This window comes from Mesorhizobium sp. BAC0120 (genome assembly GCF_033542235.1).
Taxonomy (GTDB): Bacteria; Pseudomonadota; Alphaproteobacteria; order Rhizobiales; family Rhizobiaceae; genus JAWRCU01.
Genome location: NZ_JAWRCU010000005.1, coordinates 275,237 through 290,548, shown reverse-complemented (window position 1 = coordinate 290,548; position 15,312 = coordinate 275,237). Strand labels below are relative to the sequence as shown.

The 15,312-nt window shown below is 64.5% G+C and carries 15 protein-coding genes; 3 read left to right on the top strand and 12 right to left on the bottom strand.

Annotated features, from left to right (window positions below; genetic code table 11):
- Positions 1-22: 22 nt before the first annotated feature.
- From SAZ10_RS14355 to SAZ10_RS14345, 3 genes are all read right to left on the bottom strand, one after another.
- Complete coding sequence (locus SAZ10_RS14355) at positions 23-1,204, bottom strand: hypothetical protein (protein WP_318609923.1); 1,182 nt, start codon at positions 1,202-1,204, stop codon at positions 23-25.
- A 21-nt stretch (positions 1,205-1,225) separates the two neighbouring features.
- The gene (locus SAZ10_RS14350; RefSeq protein ID WP_318609922.1) at positions 1,226-2,239 is read right to left on the bottom strand and encodes a succinylglutamate desuccinylase/aspartoacylase family protein; all 1,014 of its coding nucleotides are present in this window, start codon (positions 2,237-2,239) and stop codon (positions 1,226-1,228) included.
- A 67-nt stretch (positions 2,240-2,306) separates the two neighbouring features.
- Complete coding sequence (locus SAZ10_RS14345; protein ID WP_318609921.1) at positions 2,307-3,626, bottom strand: alanine racemase; 1,320 nt, start codon at positions 3,624-3,626, stop codon at positions 2,307-2,309.
- A 50-nt stretch (positions 3,627-3,676) separates the two neighbouring features.
- Here SAZ10_RS14345 and SAZ10_RS14340 point away from each other — a divergent pair, with 50 nt between their 5' ends.
- Complete coding sequence (locus tag SAZ10_RS14340) at positions 3,677-4,603, top strand: amidohydrolase family protein (RefSeq protein ID WP_318609920.1); 927 nt, start codon at positions 3,677-3,679, stop codon at positions 4,601-4,603.
- On the opposite strand, the gene SAZ10_RS14335 is transcribed toward SAZ10_RS14340, so the two are convergent.
- From SAZ10_RS14335 to SAZ10_RS14320, 4 genes are read right to left on the bottom strand one after another with little or no spacing between them, the layout of a single operon-like run.
- Positions 4,589-5,554, bottom strand: coding sequence for an ABC transporter permease (locus SAZ10_RS14335; RefSeq protein ID WP_318609919.1), 966 nt, complete (start codon positions 5,552-5,554; stop codon positions 4,589-4,591). The genes SAZ10_RS14340 and SAZ10_RS14335 overlap by 15 nt on opposite strands.
- Positions 5,551-6,510 (bottom strand): ABC transporter permease, encoded by a 960-nt coding sequence (locus SAZ10_RS14330; RefSeq protein WP_412535216.1) that lies wholly within the window; start codon positions 6,508-6,510, stop codon positions 5,551-5,553. The genes SAZ10_RS14335 and SAZ10_RS14330 overlap by 4 nt, the downstream gene beginning before the upstream one ends.
- A gap of 8 nt (positions 6,511-6,518) precedes the next feature.
- Complete coding sequence (locus SAZ10_RS14325; protein WP_318609917.1) at positions 6,519-8,027, bottom strand: sugar ABC transporter ATP-binding protein; 1,509 nt, start codon at positions 8,025-8,027, stop codon at positions 6,519-6,521.
- A gap of 19 nt (positions 8,028-8,046) precedes the next feature.
- Entirely contained in the window at positions 8,047-9,099 is a 1,053-nt protein-coding gene (locus tag SAZ10_RS14320) for an ABC transporter substrate-binding protein (RefSeq protein ID WP_318609916.1), read from the bottom strand.
- Between the two features lie 240 nt (positions 9,100-9,339).
- Between SAZ10_RS14320 and SAZ10_RS14315 the strand changes: the two genes are divergently transcribed.
- Entirely contained in the window at positions 9,340-10,140 is an 801-nt protein-coding gene (locus tag SAZ10_RS14315; protein ID WP_318609915.1) for an IclR family transcriptional regulator, read from the top strand.
- Between the two features lie 20 nt (positions 10,141-10,160).
- Here SAZ10_RS14315 and SAZ10_RS14310 read toward each other — a convergent pair whose 3' ends face one another.
- Positions 10,161-11,099, bottom strand: coding sequence for a threonine/serine dehydratase (locus SAZ10_RS14310; protein WP_318609914.1), 939 nt, complete (start codon positions 11,097-11,099; stop codon positions 10,161-10,163).
- The gene (locus tag SAZ10_RS14305; protein WP_318609913.1) at positions 11,096-12,118 is read right to left on the bottom strand and encodes a succinylglutamate desuccinylase/aspartoacylase family protein; all 1,023 of its coding nucleotides are present in this window, start codon (positions 12,116-12,118) and stop codon (positions 11,096-11,098) included. The genes SAZ10_RS14310 and SAZ10_RS14305 overlap by 4 nt, the downstream gene beginning before the upstream one ends.
- A 137-nt stretch (positions 12,119-12,255) precedes the next feature.
- Here SAZ10_RS14305 and SAZ10_RS14300 point away from each other — a divergent pair, with 137 nt between their 5' ends.
- Positions 12,256-13,131, top strand: a complete 876-nt coding sequence (locus tag SAZ10_RS14300; RefSeq protein ID WP_318609912.1) for an IclR family transcriptional regulator — start codon at positions 12,256-12,258, stop codon at positions 13,129-13,131.
- Between the two features lie 11 nt (positions 13,132-13,142).
- On the opposite strand, the gene SAZ10_RS14295 is transcribed toward SAZ10_RS14300, so the two are convergent.
- The 3 genes from SAZ10_RS14295 to SAZ10_RS14285 are packed head-to-tail and all read right to left on the bottom strand — an operon-like array spanning position 13,143 to position 15,300.
- A complete protein-coding gene (locus tag SAZ10_RS14295) occupies positions 13,143-13,502 on the bottom strand; it encodes an L-rhamnose mutarotase (RefSeq protein WP_318609911.1) in 360 nt (119 codons plus the stop codon).
- Positions 13,499-14,368 carry a carbohydrate ABC transporter permease gene (locus SAZ10_RS14290; protein WP_318609910.1) on the bottom strand — a complete coding sequence of 290 codons (870 nt, stop codon included), beginning with the start codon at positions 14,366-14,368 and terminating at the stop codon, positions 13,499-13,501. Before SAZ10_RS14290 ends, SAZ10_RS14295 begins: the two co-directional genes overlap by 4 nt.
- Positions 14,365-15,300 (bottom strand): sugar ABC transporter permease, encoded by a 936-nt coding sequence (locus SAZ10_RS14285; protein ID WP_318609909.1) that lies wholly within the window; start codon positions 15,298-15,300, stop codon positions 14,365-14,367. Before SAZ10_RS14285 ends, SAZ10_RS14290 begins: the two co-directional genes overlap by 4 nt.
- Positions 15,301-15,312: the final 12 nt, after the last annotated feature.

The following is a 15,312-nucleotide window of genomic DNA, read 5'->3' as shown; positions in this document are numbered from 1 at the left end:
GCTCGATCTCCCCTTCCCTTTTTCAAAGGCGCCGCAGTGCTGCCGCGATCCAGTCCAGTCTGGCACCTGGCACCAGGCCATAGTTATAGAAATTGACGCCATCGACCTCGCCGCCGAGCGCTGGCGCGACTTTTGCGGTCAGTGTCTCGGGGCCTGACATCTCGGGAAAGAAGAGTCTGTAGCCCGTTCCGAGGAACTTATCGTGGCCCAGGGCCGATCGACCCAAGGCCACCAGCTTTGCCACATCTCCGGCCTGCATGTCATAGGCGCACAGTATCGCGCCGTCGCAGACCTTGCCGAGCGCTGTGAGATCGCATCCTCCGAGCCAGCCGTCCTTCAGATCGATTACGACCACCTTCGTCGCGGGATTTGCCGCCATCCGCATTTCCTCGACCAGGCTGGTGACAGGCTCGGCACGCCACATCAGATAGGCGTGCAGTTCCGGCCAAGGACGGAAGGTGTCGAGTCCGCTTGCAGGGAAGTCAGGGAAGCGTCGCGAGGGCACCGCCTGCTCGCATGTCTCGACGATCCACTGCCGGACGAGCTTGCGCGCGGGCTCGCCGTCGACCCCGGCCTTTGCCGCGCGTGCGAGACATGAGGGGCAGAAGCAGAGCGACAGCAGGAAATCATCTTCGGGCGTCAGTCCGACGCCGTCCTTCTCATGATGATATTCATGCGCGAAGCCCATGAAGCCCGGGCTCTCCAGCTCGATCTGGTCTGGCCTGTAGGTCCAGCTGATATCCTCTACAAGCGTGCGGACATAGGCGCGCGCGTCGGGATTGGACGGGCAGAGATTATAGAAGTTCGGATCGCCGAATGCGTTTCGGGTGACGGCCTCAGGATGCAGCATGCCGAGCCGCGTATTGTGCAGGCAGACCGTCCAGCAGGAAATGGCGAGCCCGTCGTCATCGCGACGCCGCATCAGTTCGGCCAATACATCACCTCCTTCCTCGATCACGTCGGCCACTTTCGGCTGGATCGTGAGATCCGCCCAGCGTGCGGCCGTCGGCCGGAAATAGATCGTGCCGTCCTCGGGAAAGTATGCCTTGCGGCGCGGGCTGCGCGGCTGCAGGAAGCGGCCGGCGTGGTAGGAGGTGGCGAGGCTGACCATGTTCAGACCAGCGCGCTCCCGCAGCTCGCGCTCCACTGTCTCGGAGCCGAGATCCTGGACGTCCCAGGGATAAGTCCACATCGAAAGTTGCATGAGCGTATCCGCACCCATTGGTCACGCCTCCCCGACCAGCTCGGCTGCCTGCACGAGACAGTCGCCGGCCTCGCACATGGTGTGCAGCCGCCGCGAGATCACGATCCCCGCTTCGGCGAAGCGCAGTTCCTCCGCTTCCGCTTCGAGCCGTTCAAGGTCGTGATACCAGCCGGCGATCTGCCCCTCCGTAACTTTGTCGCCCAGCCGCACCGCAGGCTCGAACCAACCGCGACGCGAGGCGTAGATGCCCTGGCTGTGGCGCGTGAGTGACATTAGCCGCATCGGCTCGGGCGCCGCTGCTTGCCCGCCGAGCACCGGCGTTTGAACCACGCCCAGCGCAACAAGCAGATTGTCGATGGCGCGCGCGGTGATCGCCATGCTGTCCACCGTCGCCGTGCCGCCGCCGCCGAACTCGCCGCTCAAGCCGACGACACCTGCGCGACGGGCGGCACCGAGCGAGGTCGGGGCGGCGGCGCCGTTGTCGGCGATAAAGCCGTGCGGCATGCCGAGGGCCTTCATCAAAGCAATAGTGTGCCGATGACGGTCGGCATCGTCGTCGCGCTCGATCAACGCTACGGGCAGGTGCTCCATCGCGGTGCCGCCGGAATGAATGTCGAAGACGACATCATGGCGCGGAAACAGCTCCTTCTCGAGGAAATGCGCCAGCCGGCTCGTCGGCGTTCCCTTGGGATCGCCCGGGAAGGCGCGGTTCAAATTGCCGCCGTCGAGCGGCGAGCAGCGCTTGCCAGCCATCACCGCCGGCGCGTTCGCCATCGGAAGGATGGTGACGCGTCCCCTCACCTGCGCCGGATCCAACCTGCGGATCAGCCGGGCAAGCGACAATTCGCCTTCATACTCGTCGCCATGGTTGCCGGCCATCAGCAGCACCGACGGACCGGTGCCATTGCGGATCACGCAGACCGGCACTTTCAACTGGAAGTACGGCGACCGGTCGATCGAGAACGGCATGCTCAGATAGTCGAGCACCTTGCCGTCGCGCTCGAGGTCGAGGGAATGCACGAGCCCGGTATGCATCAGACCGCCGCGACCTCGATTGCGAGGTAATATTTGACCATGGAAGGTCCTCTCAATTGATCTGCGATCAGCCGAAATAGGTCGGGAAGGCGTGCTGGACGTAACCGTCCCGGTCCGTGCCGAAAATGACGCGATAGCGGTCCAGGCAGGTACAGGGATGCGAGATACCGAACTCGACGACGTCTCCCACCGCAATGCCATCCTCCGGGGCCACCGACAGGAATGCGTGCTGGTCGTTCAGTTTGAACAACTCGGGCGCTTTCGCAGTTGCCGGCAAGCGCTCCCCGTTGCGATGGATGGCTAACACCTTGGCAAAGCCCTGGTCGAAAGACACGTCGCGCATACCCATGCCGCAGATGGCGAGCCCCGGTTCCGGGCGCGACAGCACTTCGGCCCACAGGCGCAAGGCCGGGCGAAACGCGGCTTGCGCCGAGACGCCGGCGCCACCGACGACAAAGCCGTTGCGCTGATCGAGCGCGGCGAGAGCTCGGTCGTAGAGGCCATGGTCATGGAAATAGATCGCGCCGCTGCGTAGCAAGAGCGGCGCCTTGGCTTCCCGAGCAAACGGCAAGAGCTTCGCAACGACCTTGTCGAAGAAGGTCGAGCCGCCCGCGGTGAGGATCAGCGGTGCGTCGGGACCGACGCGGGCACGCAGCCTCAGGATCAAGTCGCCTGTCATGGCAAGAAGAGAGCCGATTATCTCGTCCGTGCGCACCGGATCCGCCACTGCTGCGGCGCCCTCGTAGGTTGCGACGCCGGCCAGCCGGAGCCGTCCGCCTGTCGCCTGAACAGCATCGGCCACGCCTTCCGCGTCGGAGGTCGTGCGCGCGCCGGCGCGTCCCGCACCGGTTTCGATCAGTACGCCGAGCGGGGGCAGCGCAGGGCTCTCCCCCCACGCCGACGCCAATGCATTTGCCGCTGCAACCGAATCCGCGAAGGCGTAAAGCTCGGCTTCCGGAAATTTCTCAATCAACGCCGCCAGCCGTCTCGCGCCTCCGATGCCGCCGACCTCGTTGGCAAGGATCAGCCGGTTCAGACCGGCGCGCAGCATCACCGAAGCCTGCCTGATGTCGGCCACCGTCGTGCCCCAGGCCCCCACTGCGACCAGCGCATACGCGAGATCGGGCGCCATCGGCGTCTTCGCGTGCGGCGCCACCTGAACGCCCTGCTCGCGCGCATATCGCAGGAATAGGTCGCGGTTTGCCGTGAAGGCCGCCTCGTCGAGAGTGAGCACCGGCAGCGACATGCGCCCGTTGGCGGGATGCCACCGCTCAGCCGCCACGCTGCCGCTGGCAAGCCCTTCTGTTCCGGGAGGCACGCCGCGGATGCGGTCGTCGAGCGGGAAATTTTCGCGTGCTGCGAGCGGGGCGAGTGTGTTTGAATTCATGACATGCTACCTCTCCGAGCGCCTCCCAGATCAACTTCCGAAGGTCTCGCGTGAAAAACTACTCCGGCCCGATCATCGATGCCCATCATCACCTTTGGGATCTTCGGCTCGGTCGGCACCCATGGCTGAGCTCGGCCGCTGCCGAACGTGGCGGGCTGGGCGACCTTGGACCGCTCAGGCAAAACTACCTGCCCGAGGACTATCGGCGCGACGCCACCCGCCACAACATCGTCGCAACGGTGCATATCGAGGCGGGATGGGCGAGCGACGACTGCGTCGGGGAAACCCGCTGGCTCGAAACGCTCGACAACCGGCAGGGCGTCGCCGCGCGCTATGTCGTGCACGTACCGCTTTCGGCCCCCGATGCATCCGATCTTATCGATGCCCAGGCGGCGTTCGGCCGTGTTGTCGGCGTGCGCGACATATTGAGCTGGGATCCCGATCCCGCCCGGCGCTTCGCTTTGCGCGACGGCATCATGGACGAGCCGCGCTGGCGTGCCGCCCTTGCGCATCTCAAGCGGCACGACCTGGTCTTCGACCTGATGGTGTTTCCGCGACAGCTTGGCGATGCCGCGCGGCTCGCGGCAGATTTCCCAGACCAGCGTTTCGTGCTGAACCATTGCGGCAGCCCGATCGACCGCGATGCCGAGGGCATGCGTCGCTGGCGTGACGGACTGAGGGAACTGGCGCGGCGGGAGAACGTCGCGGTGAAAATCTCGGACCTCGTCGCCTACGATCATGATTGGAGCCTTGAATCGCTGAGGCCGGTCGTCATGCATTGCATCGACTGCTTCGGTCCGGAGCGCGCGATGTTCGCCAGCGACTTTCCGGTCGCCGGCCTGCATGCCTCGTTCGACCAGGTATATGACAGCTTCCTCACCATCACGTCCTCGCTCTCCGAAGCCGAGCAGCACGCGCTGTTCTTCGGCACGGCGAAACGGATTTATCGTCTCGACGAGCTCTCATCGCCGAGCTGACTCCCTGCCGGAGAGGAGCAACAGCCCAAGGATCAGCGAGCCAAACAGGATGCTGCGCCAACCCGGCGACGCGTTGACCACGGTGATCAGCGCAGTAATCGTCACCAGGAGCAGCGCTCCGGGGATGGTCCCGGCATAGGTACCCATCCCGCCCAGGATGGAGGTGCCGCCGAGCACGACCGCTGCAATCGAGGCAAGCAGGTAGGGATCGCCGATCCCGACGTAACCCTGACCATTCATCCCAAGCACAAGGACGCCGGCGAGCCCTGCGGTGAAGCCGCTGATGCCGTAGACCACGATCGTCGTGGCATTGACCGGCACACCGGAAAGCGTGGCGGCAAGCGGGTTGGCACCCAAGGCGAACACCCGCGCCCCGAACGGTGTCGCATGCATGATGACCAGCACCGCCGCCGACACGACCAGCCACAGCATAATGCCGACCGGAATGCCGATCGGTCTCGCATTGCCGAGCCAGGTCACCAGCGGGTTGTCCAGTGAGATCGCCGTGCCGCCGGCAATGAGGATGAGCAGGCCCTGCAGGAAGGTTGCCATCGCCAGCGTCATGATCATCGGGTGAACGCGCAAGAAAGCGACGCCAAGCCCGTTGAAGAGACCTATAGCGGTGGCCAGTGCCAGTGTCGCGATAATCGCGGACAGCCCGGTCGGATCGCCAGGCACAGACAGGAGCGGCAGACCGACGGCGCTTACCGTGACGATCGCGGCCACCGACAGATCGATGCCGCCTGCAACCACGACGAAAGTCTGGCCCGCTGCGACGAGGCCGATGACGGCAGCGAGCTCGACCAGGTAGCGTAAATGGCCGAACGCGCCGAAGCCGCGCATGGTGAGGCCGGCTACGAGCCAAACCGCCGCGACCACCGCAAAGGTGAGAAACGGCCTGCTGCGCAGGATGGCGGTGCCCCGCGGCGCGACGGAACCGGTGGCGCTCATCGCTTCAACCTCCGCAGTTGCGGCAGCGCGACCGCGCCGATGATGATCAGTCCCTGCGCGACATATTGTGCGACCGGAGTGAAGCCGAGAAAGAACATGACGCTGATCATCAGGCTGAGCAGCAGGCTGCCGGCAAGCGCGCCGCGCATAGTCCCCTGCCCTCCGAGGAAGCCGATGCCGCCGAGCACGGCCGCCGCGATCGAGTTCAGGGTGAATGCCGTGCCGATGACGGGATCGCCCGAGCCAGTCTGGGCAGCGACGAACAGTCCTGCGCCGGTGGATAAGAGTCCGCTGATTGCATAAGCCGCGATGCGCGCGGCATCGACCGGCACGCCGGAACGATACGCTCCGACCGGATTGTCGCCCGCGGCGTAGAGGCTGAGGCCGACGGGCGTCGCCATGTAGAGCTTCCACAGCAGCGCGACGAGAACGAGGATGACGAAGGCGGTCGGCGTATTGCCGGCAAGCAGGTTGGACAGCCAGTCGGGAACCGCGCCGCCTGGCCGGGGCAGGATGAGCAGTGCGGCGCCGCTCACGATGAAGGAACCGGCAAGCGTAACCACGATCGCCGGCAATCTCAGTTTCACGACGATCAGCCCGGTGGCAGCGCCGATTGCCAATCCGGCGAGCGCGACTGCCGCGCCGCCGCCTGCCACTCCGAGTGGACCCGACATGGTGGTCGCGGCAATCACTGCGCCGAGGCTGACCGTGGCTCCGATCGCCAGGTTGATGCCACCCGTCAGCATCATCAGGGCCTGAGCCATCGCGACCAGCGCCAGCGGGAACCAGCTTTGCGTGAACTTGGCGAAGCCCGACAGCGTGAACAGGCCGGGAAAGAGGACGCCGTAGGCGATGACGAACAGCAGCACCACCGCGAACAGTCCGACGAGCCCGTTGTTGCGGTTCACCTGCACGGGCCAATAGAGCGCGGCACTCTGTTCGGGCGATCTATTCATGATCGAACTCATGCGGCTTGCTTCTGCCTTCCGGCGCCGACGGCAGCAGCAACTATTCGCTCTTCGCTGAGCTCGTCGTGGCTGAGCATCGCAACCAGGCGGCCCTCGCGCATGACTGCGACGCGGTCGCAGACATGCACGAGTTCCGGTGTATCGGAGCTGAGCAGCACCACGGCCTTTCCGGCCGCCGCGAATTTGCGGAGCATAATGTAGATTTCACGCTTGGTCTCGACGTCGACGCCGCGGGTCGGATCGTTGAGCAGGAGCACCAGCGGGTCGTGCGGCATCCACTTGGCCAGCGCCACTTTCTGCTGATTGCCGCCCGACAGTGCCTGCGCCTGCCGCGCCGGATCGCCCTTGATGGCAAATCGTGACGCGAGGTCGCGCACGGTCGCGCGCTCCGCCGAGCGGCGCCGGATCCTCAGCGCCGGAACCCGCGCGAGGTCTGGCAGCATCAGATTTGTCGCGATCGAATGGATGAGATGGAGCCCCTCGCGCTTGCGGTCGGCCGGCACATAGGCAAGTCCCAGCGCGTTGGCTTGAGGCACACCCGCCGGCAAGGCCGACGTGCCATTGACCTTTGCTGCGGCGGCGACGGCGGGGATGGCGCCGTAGAGGCCGAGCAGCAGATCTTCCTGGCCCTGCCCTACGAGGCCGCCGATGCCCAGCACCTCGCCGGTACGGATCTCGAGGTCGATGTCGCGCGCCAGCCCGGCGGAGAAATCCTTGACCGAGACGACCGGATTGGTCGATGCGGAAGGCTGCCAGCGTGGAAACAGGTCGCCGGGGTCGCGCCCCACCATGAGGCGAACCAACCCGGCCGCGTCAGTCCCGGCGAGAGGCTGGTCCGCGGTGACCCTGCCGTCCTTGAGCACCGTCACATGCTCGCAGAGCGCCATCACCTCGTTCAGCCGGTGCGATATGTAGAGGATCGCCACGCCTTGCGCCCGCAACCGCTCGAGCAGCTTCGTAAGGATCGCGGTCTCGGTCGCAGACAGCGAGGAGGTCGGCTCGTCGAGGATGAGCACGCGCGGCTCGCGGTAAAGCGCCTTGGCGATCTCGACCATCTGCCTCCGCCCGAGCGGAAGTGCACCGACCGGCGTGGAAAGTGGTTCGTCGAGGCCAACCAGAGCACAGACAGACCTCGCCCGCGCCGCCAGCGCCCTGTAATCGACCATGCCGAACCGGCGCGGATAGGCGCCGAGCCCGATATTCTCTGCGATCGACAAGCTCGCGGTGAGGCTGAGCTCCTGCTGGACTACCGCAATACCCCCCTGCCGAGCCTCCGACGGGGTCATGCGCGCCACGGGCCGGCCGTCGATCTCGACGGCGCCGTCGTCCGCAGGCAAGGCGCCCGACAGTATGTTGATGAGGGTCGATTTGCCTGCGCCGTTCTCGCCGAGCAGCGCATGCACGCGGCCCGGCAGAAGGGCGATCGAAACATCCCGCAGCACGGGGTTGCCGAAAAACGACTTCGACACCCCGCGCGCGGCCAGGAGCGGTGCCGCTTCCGTCACTTGCGTCAGGCCTTCCGGCTCATTTCCCGGCGAGGAGCTTGTCGAACAGTGCCTGATCGTAGGGCGAATAGATGTAGCCGTCAGCCGGGAAATCCTTGGCGCGGGCCAGATATTCGTCGAGATTGGAGTTGTCGATGATCGGCAGCGGGATCTTGATGAAGGCCGGCACGTCCTTGCCCTCGAGTGCCTGAACGGCAACGTAGGTGGCGAAGGCGCCGAGCCAGTTCGGCTGCATCGTCGCCCAGGACTTCAGCCCCTTCTCCTTCCACAGCTCGAGGAACTGCCGAGCGTTTTCACCGGTGATCGGCACCTGGTCGCGGCCTTGCTTGTCGAGCGCCAGAACCGCGCCTGCCGAAAGCGCGCCGCCGAGCGACAGGATGCCGTCTATCTCGGGGTTCGCGAAGAGCAGGCTGGTGACAGCCTCCTGCGCGGGCGCGACGTTGTAAGGCGTATTGGTCTCCGCGAGGATCGTCACATCCTTGTTGGCGTCCAGAACGGGCTGCGCGCCCTTGCGGCGGTCGTCGCTCACCGAAATGCCGGCAGGGCCGTTGAGGACGAGGATCTTGCCCTTGCCGCCCATCGCATCAATCAGGAATTTCGCGGCCTGCTCGCCCCATTGCGCGGAGTCCGTATTCACCTTGGCGGTGACCTGATCCGTGTCGACCAGGCTGTCGAAATTGATGATCGCGATGCCCTTCGCGCAGGCATCTGCCACCACGCGTGCAGGCGCGGTCGAGGACCCCGCGATCAGGATGATGGCGTCGACATTCGAATCGATCATCGACTGGATTTGCTGGATCTGCGTGTTGGCGTCACCTTGCGCATCGGTGACGACCAGCTTGTCGACCAGCCCCTTCTTCTTCAGCTCTTCGACCTCGGCCTCGATCGTGCCCTGGGTCTGCTTCATCCAGGTCGGCACGGAATAGATGTTGGCCCAGCCGATCGTATAGGGCGCCTTGCGGTCGCCCTTGATGCACTTGGCCGCAGCTTGCGCTTGGGATGCCGCGCCGATGCTGAGCAGAAGCCCGAGGCATAGGGCGCTTGCGGATGCGAAGATGGATGCTCTGGTCATGACTTGTTCCCCTGTTCGTTTGCGTCGCGGCGCGAGTGGTCGCGACGAGAGGCCCCTACGGCTTCCGCACTGCGGAAGGCGCCAGCCCCTCGTCTGGCCTGCATGCGCCAAGACTTGTGTGTGTCCGGTATTTCAGACAGTATGTCTATATATCGGACAGAGGGATGCTAGACGCGGCCTTGACAGTTTTCAAGCGTCTTGAGACGAGGACCCGCAAACGACCATCGCGGGCGGGAAACCATGACCAACGAAGCAATTGAGGTCCTTGGAGCGGACAGCATCCCGGTCCAGCGCGGCGGCGAGCGCAAACGCGGCATCGATCGTGTCATCATGCTGCTCGAGGCACTGCTGAAGCACCGCGCGCCCGCACGCGTCGGCGATATCGCCAAAATGATCAACGCGCCGCGTTCGACCACCTACGAGATCGTGAACAGTCTGCTCGATGCCGAGATGCTGGAGAATGTCGGTTCGGACGGCCACGTCTATTTCGGCCGCGCGATGCATCTGTTCGGCTGGGCCTACAGCCATCACAATGCGCATTATCGGCGGATCATCGAGACGATGGACGCAATGGCTGCCGAGACGGGCGAGACGGTCCAACTGTGTGGGCTGCGCGGCAACAAATACGTCGTGCTCGATTGCCGCGGCTCGCCGGGGCCGTTCCGTATCTCGAGCGACGTCGGCGTCGAGGTGCCAATTCCGTGGACGGCATCCGGCCGGCTCTTGCTCAGCCACATGAGCGACGACGAAGTGCGTGCCTTCATCCCGAAGGAGGACTTCCGGCTCCGCGACGGCCGCGTGATCGCGCAGGACGCCTTCCTGGCAGATATCGCCAACGCCCGCGAGCAGGGCTTCAGCGAGACTTCGGGGCTTGCCGACAGCTTCACCTGGTGCATGGCGGCGCCATTGCGCGAAAGAAGCGGTGCAATCACGCGGACGTTGTGCCTTGTTCTGCCGGTCGACACGCCTCAGCCGCGGCGGTCTGAATTGCTGGCAGCGCTGCGCGAGCGTGCGCGCAACCTGTCGCTCGCCGGCAATTGATCGGCTCCGGAAACGCAAAGTCAGCCGATACCGTCGGGTCCCGCACCGCAGACGAGCGCGCCGATCGTGTGGTCGCGGCCGAAGCTCACCGCGCCGGATCTCAATGCGGCGATCGCAGCCGCCCCGCTGAGGTCCGCCGCGATGCCGAGCTCGAACCAGAGCCAGCGCGCGGCGTCGATCATCGCCTCGTCGGAGACCAGCACGATGTCATCGACATGGTCGCGCACCGTCTCGAATATCTGCTGATCGGTCTGGCCGCAGCTCATGGTGGCGACACGGCTCGTGACCTTCTCGAGCCGGACGACGTGGCCGGCCTGCAGGGAGGCGAGAAGCGTCGGCGATCCGACAGGCTCGATACCGATGATGCGTATGGATGGCTTGAGGGCTTTCAGGGCCACGGCCATGCCCGAGATCAGTCCGCCGCCGCCGATCGCCACCAGCGCGACATCGAGGTCAGGTAGCGCCTCCTGAAGCTCGAGCCCCACGGTGCCCTGCCCCGCGACCACGGCTGGGTCGGCGAAGGGGTGGAAATAGGCGGCGCCCTTCTCTTCGGCGAAAGCGAGCGCGGCCTCGTTGGTCTCGTTCCAGATCTGCCCCAGCACTTCGACCTTCGCTCCCCAACGCTTGAGCTTATCTCGTTTTTCCTGCGTCGCACTCTCTGTGACGAACACCGTGGCCGGAACCCCGGCGAGCCGCGCCGCGCGCGCCACTGCGAGCCCGTGATTGCCGCCGGATGCCGTGACAATGCCGTTCGCGAGCTCGTTCTTTTGCAAGGTGAGCAACTTGTTGGTCGCCCCACGTGCCTTGAACGAGCCCGTCGCCTGCAGGCATTCGAGCTTGAGCATGAGGCGGGCGTCCGTGACCGGCTCCGAAACTGCCGTGACCTCGATGGTCGGCGTGTCGCGAATATGCGGCGCAATACGATCGGCGGCCGCGCGGATGTCGTCCAAGGAAATCATGGCTTCTTGCTTTCATAAGGCGTGGCAACGACGAGACAGCAATTGCCGGGACGCACTCTGCCGGGTTGGCGCCGGCCATAGACGATGCCGTCGGCTCGATAATGCAGATCGACAGGCTTGCGGCCAGGCTGCGTGATGAAGTGTATGCGCCCTGCCAGTTCCCCTGCCCGCACTTCCGTGCCGAGTCGATGGATCGGCTCGAACACGCCGTCGTCTTCCACGATCACATGGGCGCGAGATGTCAATTCGAAAAGAGCGGGCGGCTTCTCGACGGGCGTCGCAAAGTGGCGCGGCACCACCCCGAGATGCGCCAGCACGTTTCGGACACCTCGACGGCAAAGCGCGAGCGCGTCGATCGACACCGTGCCGCCGCCCGCCATCTCCGTGCCGATCACCGTCAGGCCTGCCAGGGCGGCCGAAGCGGTCGCCGTCCGCGGATCCCCTCTGTTGTCGATCACCACGGCGATCGGCGCACCAAAAGCCGTCGCCGCCGCCACATTCGCCTCATGCTGCTCCGGCGACTTGCCCGGTTCGATGACGGCGCTCGGGATGATGTCCAGCGACGAACCGCCCGAATGGAGATCGATGAACACATCGCCCATCGGAAACAACACGTCGTTGACGAAAGCCGCAATCTGCCGTGTCGTCGTGCCCAGCGGATCGCCGGGAAAGGTACGGTTCATGTTGATCCCGTCGATCGGCGAGACGCGCTGCGCCGCCATGACTGCCGGCTGATTGATCGCCGGAATAAAGATCAGGCGACCCGAAACCGAAGCCGGATCAAGGTCGCGGATCAGTTCGCCGAGCGTGATCGGACCTTCATACTCATCGCCATGATTGCCGCCTTCGAGAATGACGGTCGGCCCCTTGCCGTTGCTGATCACGGCGACCGGGACCGGCACCACACCCCAGGCATCGTCATGCGCCGAGAATGGCACATGAAACGCACCGATCTGCTTTCCCGGTTTGTCGAAGTCCACTGTCGCGGGTGTCAGCTGTTGGGTGGTGTTGCGTTCCATGTGCTACTCTTGGTGCTGGATTTGAAGGAAGCGGATCCTGGCCCGGCGGGATGTGTCGCAGGAGGACGACAAATTTTATAGACGGAAACTTGATTTCTTATATGATAGTACTCGTCGTTTCCAACCGACGGGGCCATATGCCGAAGAAGACCAGCACGACGACCGCTCGACCTGCCAAGACGCCGAGCGCAGCCGAGACCAAGCAGGCCTATGGCGCGCCTGCGCTCGAAAAGGGGCTCGATGTCCTCGAATTGCTTGCAGGCATGTCCCGCGGCGTCACCCAGAGCGAAATCGCCCAGTTGCTTGGCCGATCGCTGCAGGAGGTCTACCGCGTGGTGATGGTGCTCGAACGGCGCGGCTTTATCCAGCGCCGGCCGGGCGACGACGGGCTTTTCCTGTCCAACCGGCTGCACGACCTCTCCAACCGCTATCCGCCGATGCGGCGCATGCTCGATATCGCCCTGCCGATCATGACCTCGGCCTCGGTCGAGGCCTACCAGGCCATGCATATCGCGGTGCTCGACCATCTCGATATCCGCGTCGTCGCTCAGGTCGACAGTCCCGCGCCGCTCGGTTTCCGGCTGCGCGTTGGCACGCAGAACCCTGCCGCCGCAACGGCTTCCGGTCGCGTGCTGATTGCCTTCCAGCGACCCGCCATCAAGGACTGGGCTTTCCAACAAATCGAGCGGACGGTTTCTCAGGACACGGCCAAGGCGCTCGAACAGCGGATCGAAGCCATCCATCGCCGCGGATATGAGATGATCGCCGGCGAGGGACTGCAGGGCATCACCGATGTGAGCTTCCCGATCCTCGATTCCGAGGGCCACGCCATGGCCGCTCTCACCATGCCCTATCTGCCCTCGGCCAAAGAGCGGGTGAGCTTCGACGATGCCTGCCGCGCCCTTTTCGATGCGGCGAGCGCGGTCACGCAAGCCTTCGACGGCACACTGCCCGCGCCGAATTTTCCCCTGGCCCCAATCCGAGAAAAACGGCCTCCGGCGCGCCCGACGTGAGGGCACGGTCCTCACGACCGATCTCCTGCCGGCGTATGGACGCGGTGGCGGAACACTTCCTCCAGCCAGAGAGGCTCGCCATTCGCATCCGCGATATCGGCGAAGACATGACCGAGGGATTCCGTCCAGCGCTTCTGCACGGCACTTGCGCCGGTCACGGAGCTCGCGTGATCGAAGCCGTGCCGTGTGCGCATGCGGGAGACAACCAGATCGCCATGGCGCCAGATCTGGTAGTCGTAGATGCCGGCCTCATCGATCACCTCCAGGATTTCCGGCCAGACCGCCTCATGCGCGCGGTCATATTCCGGTCCCATGCCCGGCTTCAGCCGATAGATGAAAAGCACCGCCTCGCCTGGTCCCTTCGTTATCATCGCACAGCCCCCGCAATGGCGCCGTTCAGGATCTGGCGCTGGAACACGAGATAGACGATCATCACCGGCAGCAGCGCCACGATCAGGCCTGCGCTGATGAGCGGGATCGAGACGTCGTACTGGCCCGAAAGCAGTGCGACGCCGACCATGAGTGTGGTGTTGCCCGAACCGCCCATGATGACGAGCGGCAACAGCAGGTCGTTCCACATCCAGACGAAATTGAGGATGGAGAGTGCGGCGATGGCCGGCGTCGAGACCGGCAGCAGCACCTGGAAGAGAATGCGCATGTCCCCTGCCCCGTCCAGCCGCGCCGCCTCGATCAACTCGTCGGGAATCGCCCGGAAATAAGCGACGAGAAGGTAGGTGCTCATCGGCAGGCCGAATGCGGCATAGGCCAGGATCAATCCCTGATAGGTGCCGCCAAATCCCAAGCTGAGAATGGTGTCGTAGAGCGGATAGATCACGACCTGGCTCGGGATGACGAGCATCGAAATGATGAAAAGGAAGACTAGATTACCGCCAGGCATGCGAAGCTTGGTCACGGCATAGGCGATAAAAAGTGCCGCGACGGTGGACAGCACCAGGCCGCCTGCCGTGGTCACGATGCTGTTGAACAGAAGCCGCGGCACATGTATGCGGCTGAAGGTCTCCAGGTAGTTCTCGAAGGTGATGTTCGCCGGCAGACCCAAGGGGCTCTGCGCATAGGCAACCCGCGACTTCAGCGAATTGATGATCGTGAAAAGCAGCGGATAGAGGGCGCCGACGGCGACGACGACCAGCGCAAAGGTGACGAGCCACCTCGCCAGGCTGCGGAGCATGCGGCCGCTTGGCCCGGGTCGGCGTAGCTGGATCGCGGCTGCGCTCATGACGACCTCCCCGTCCCTTCCCGATACATGCGCCGGACCACGAAAGCCGAGACGAGCGCGGCGAAGACGAAAAGCGCCATGCCTATGGCGGCGCCTTTCCCGCGATTGAGGAATTCGAAAGTGGTCGTGAAGACGAGATACTCCGGCAGCATCGTCGCGCTGCCCGGCCCGCCGCGCGTCAGTGCATAGATAAGCGGGAACATCCAGATCAGCATGCTCGACATGCAGAGCACGGTCCAGTAGCCGATCACGGGCCTGATGAGCGGCATCGCGACGCTGACCAGAAGCCGGAAGAAGCCCGCACCGTCGAGCCGGGCCGCTTCGACAATATCCTGGGGTACCGTGGCGAGCCCCGAGAGATAGGTCAGGACTCCGAGACCGAAGAAGCTCCAGAGCGCGACGCTGGTCAGCGAGAAGAGCGCGCTGTTGGGACCGTTCAGCCACTCGATGGCGAGCGGCGAGAGCCCAATTGCGATGAGCAACGCGTTGAGCGGTCCCTCCGGCGCAAGGATCTGCCGGAACATGATGCCGACCACGACGGGGGCGATCATGTAGGGCAGGAAATAGACGGCCCGGAAGAATTTCCAGCCGGGCGTCCGCTGAAACAGGAGCAGCGCAATGATCAGCGGCAGGAAAATCCAGACTGGCAGCGTGAGGAACACCATGATGGCATTTCGGAAGGCCTGTGCCACGACCGGGTCGCGGAACGCCGAGTAGTAATTGCGCAGACCGGCGAAGGTCGGGTCCTCGAAGCCGCGTGTCCGGAGCAGGCTGAGCCATAGTGCATGGACGAGCGGCATGAGCTTGAACAGGATGGCAAGCACCACGCCCGGCAGCACCAGCGCGACCGCGAGAGGCGACAAGCCGAACTTCCGGCGCCGATGCACCCGGACTGCACCGGCTGCCTGGTTCGGCATTGTCTGTGAACTCATGGTTTCGCGCCT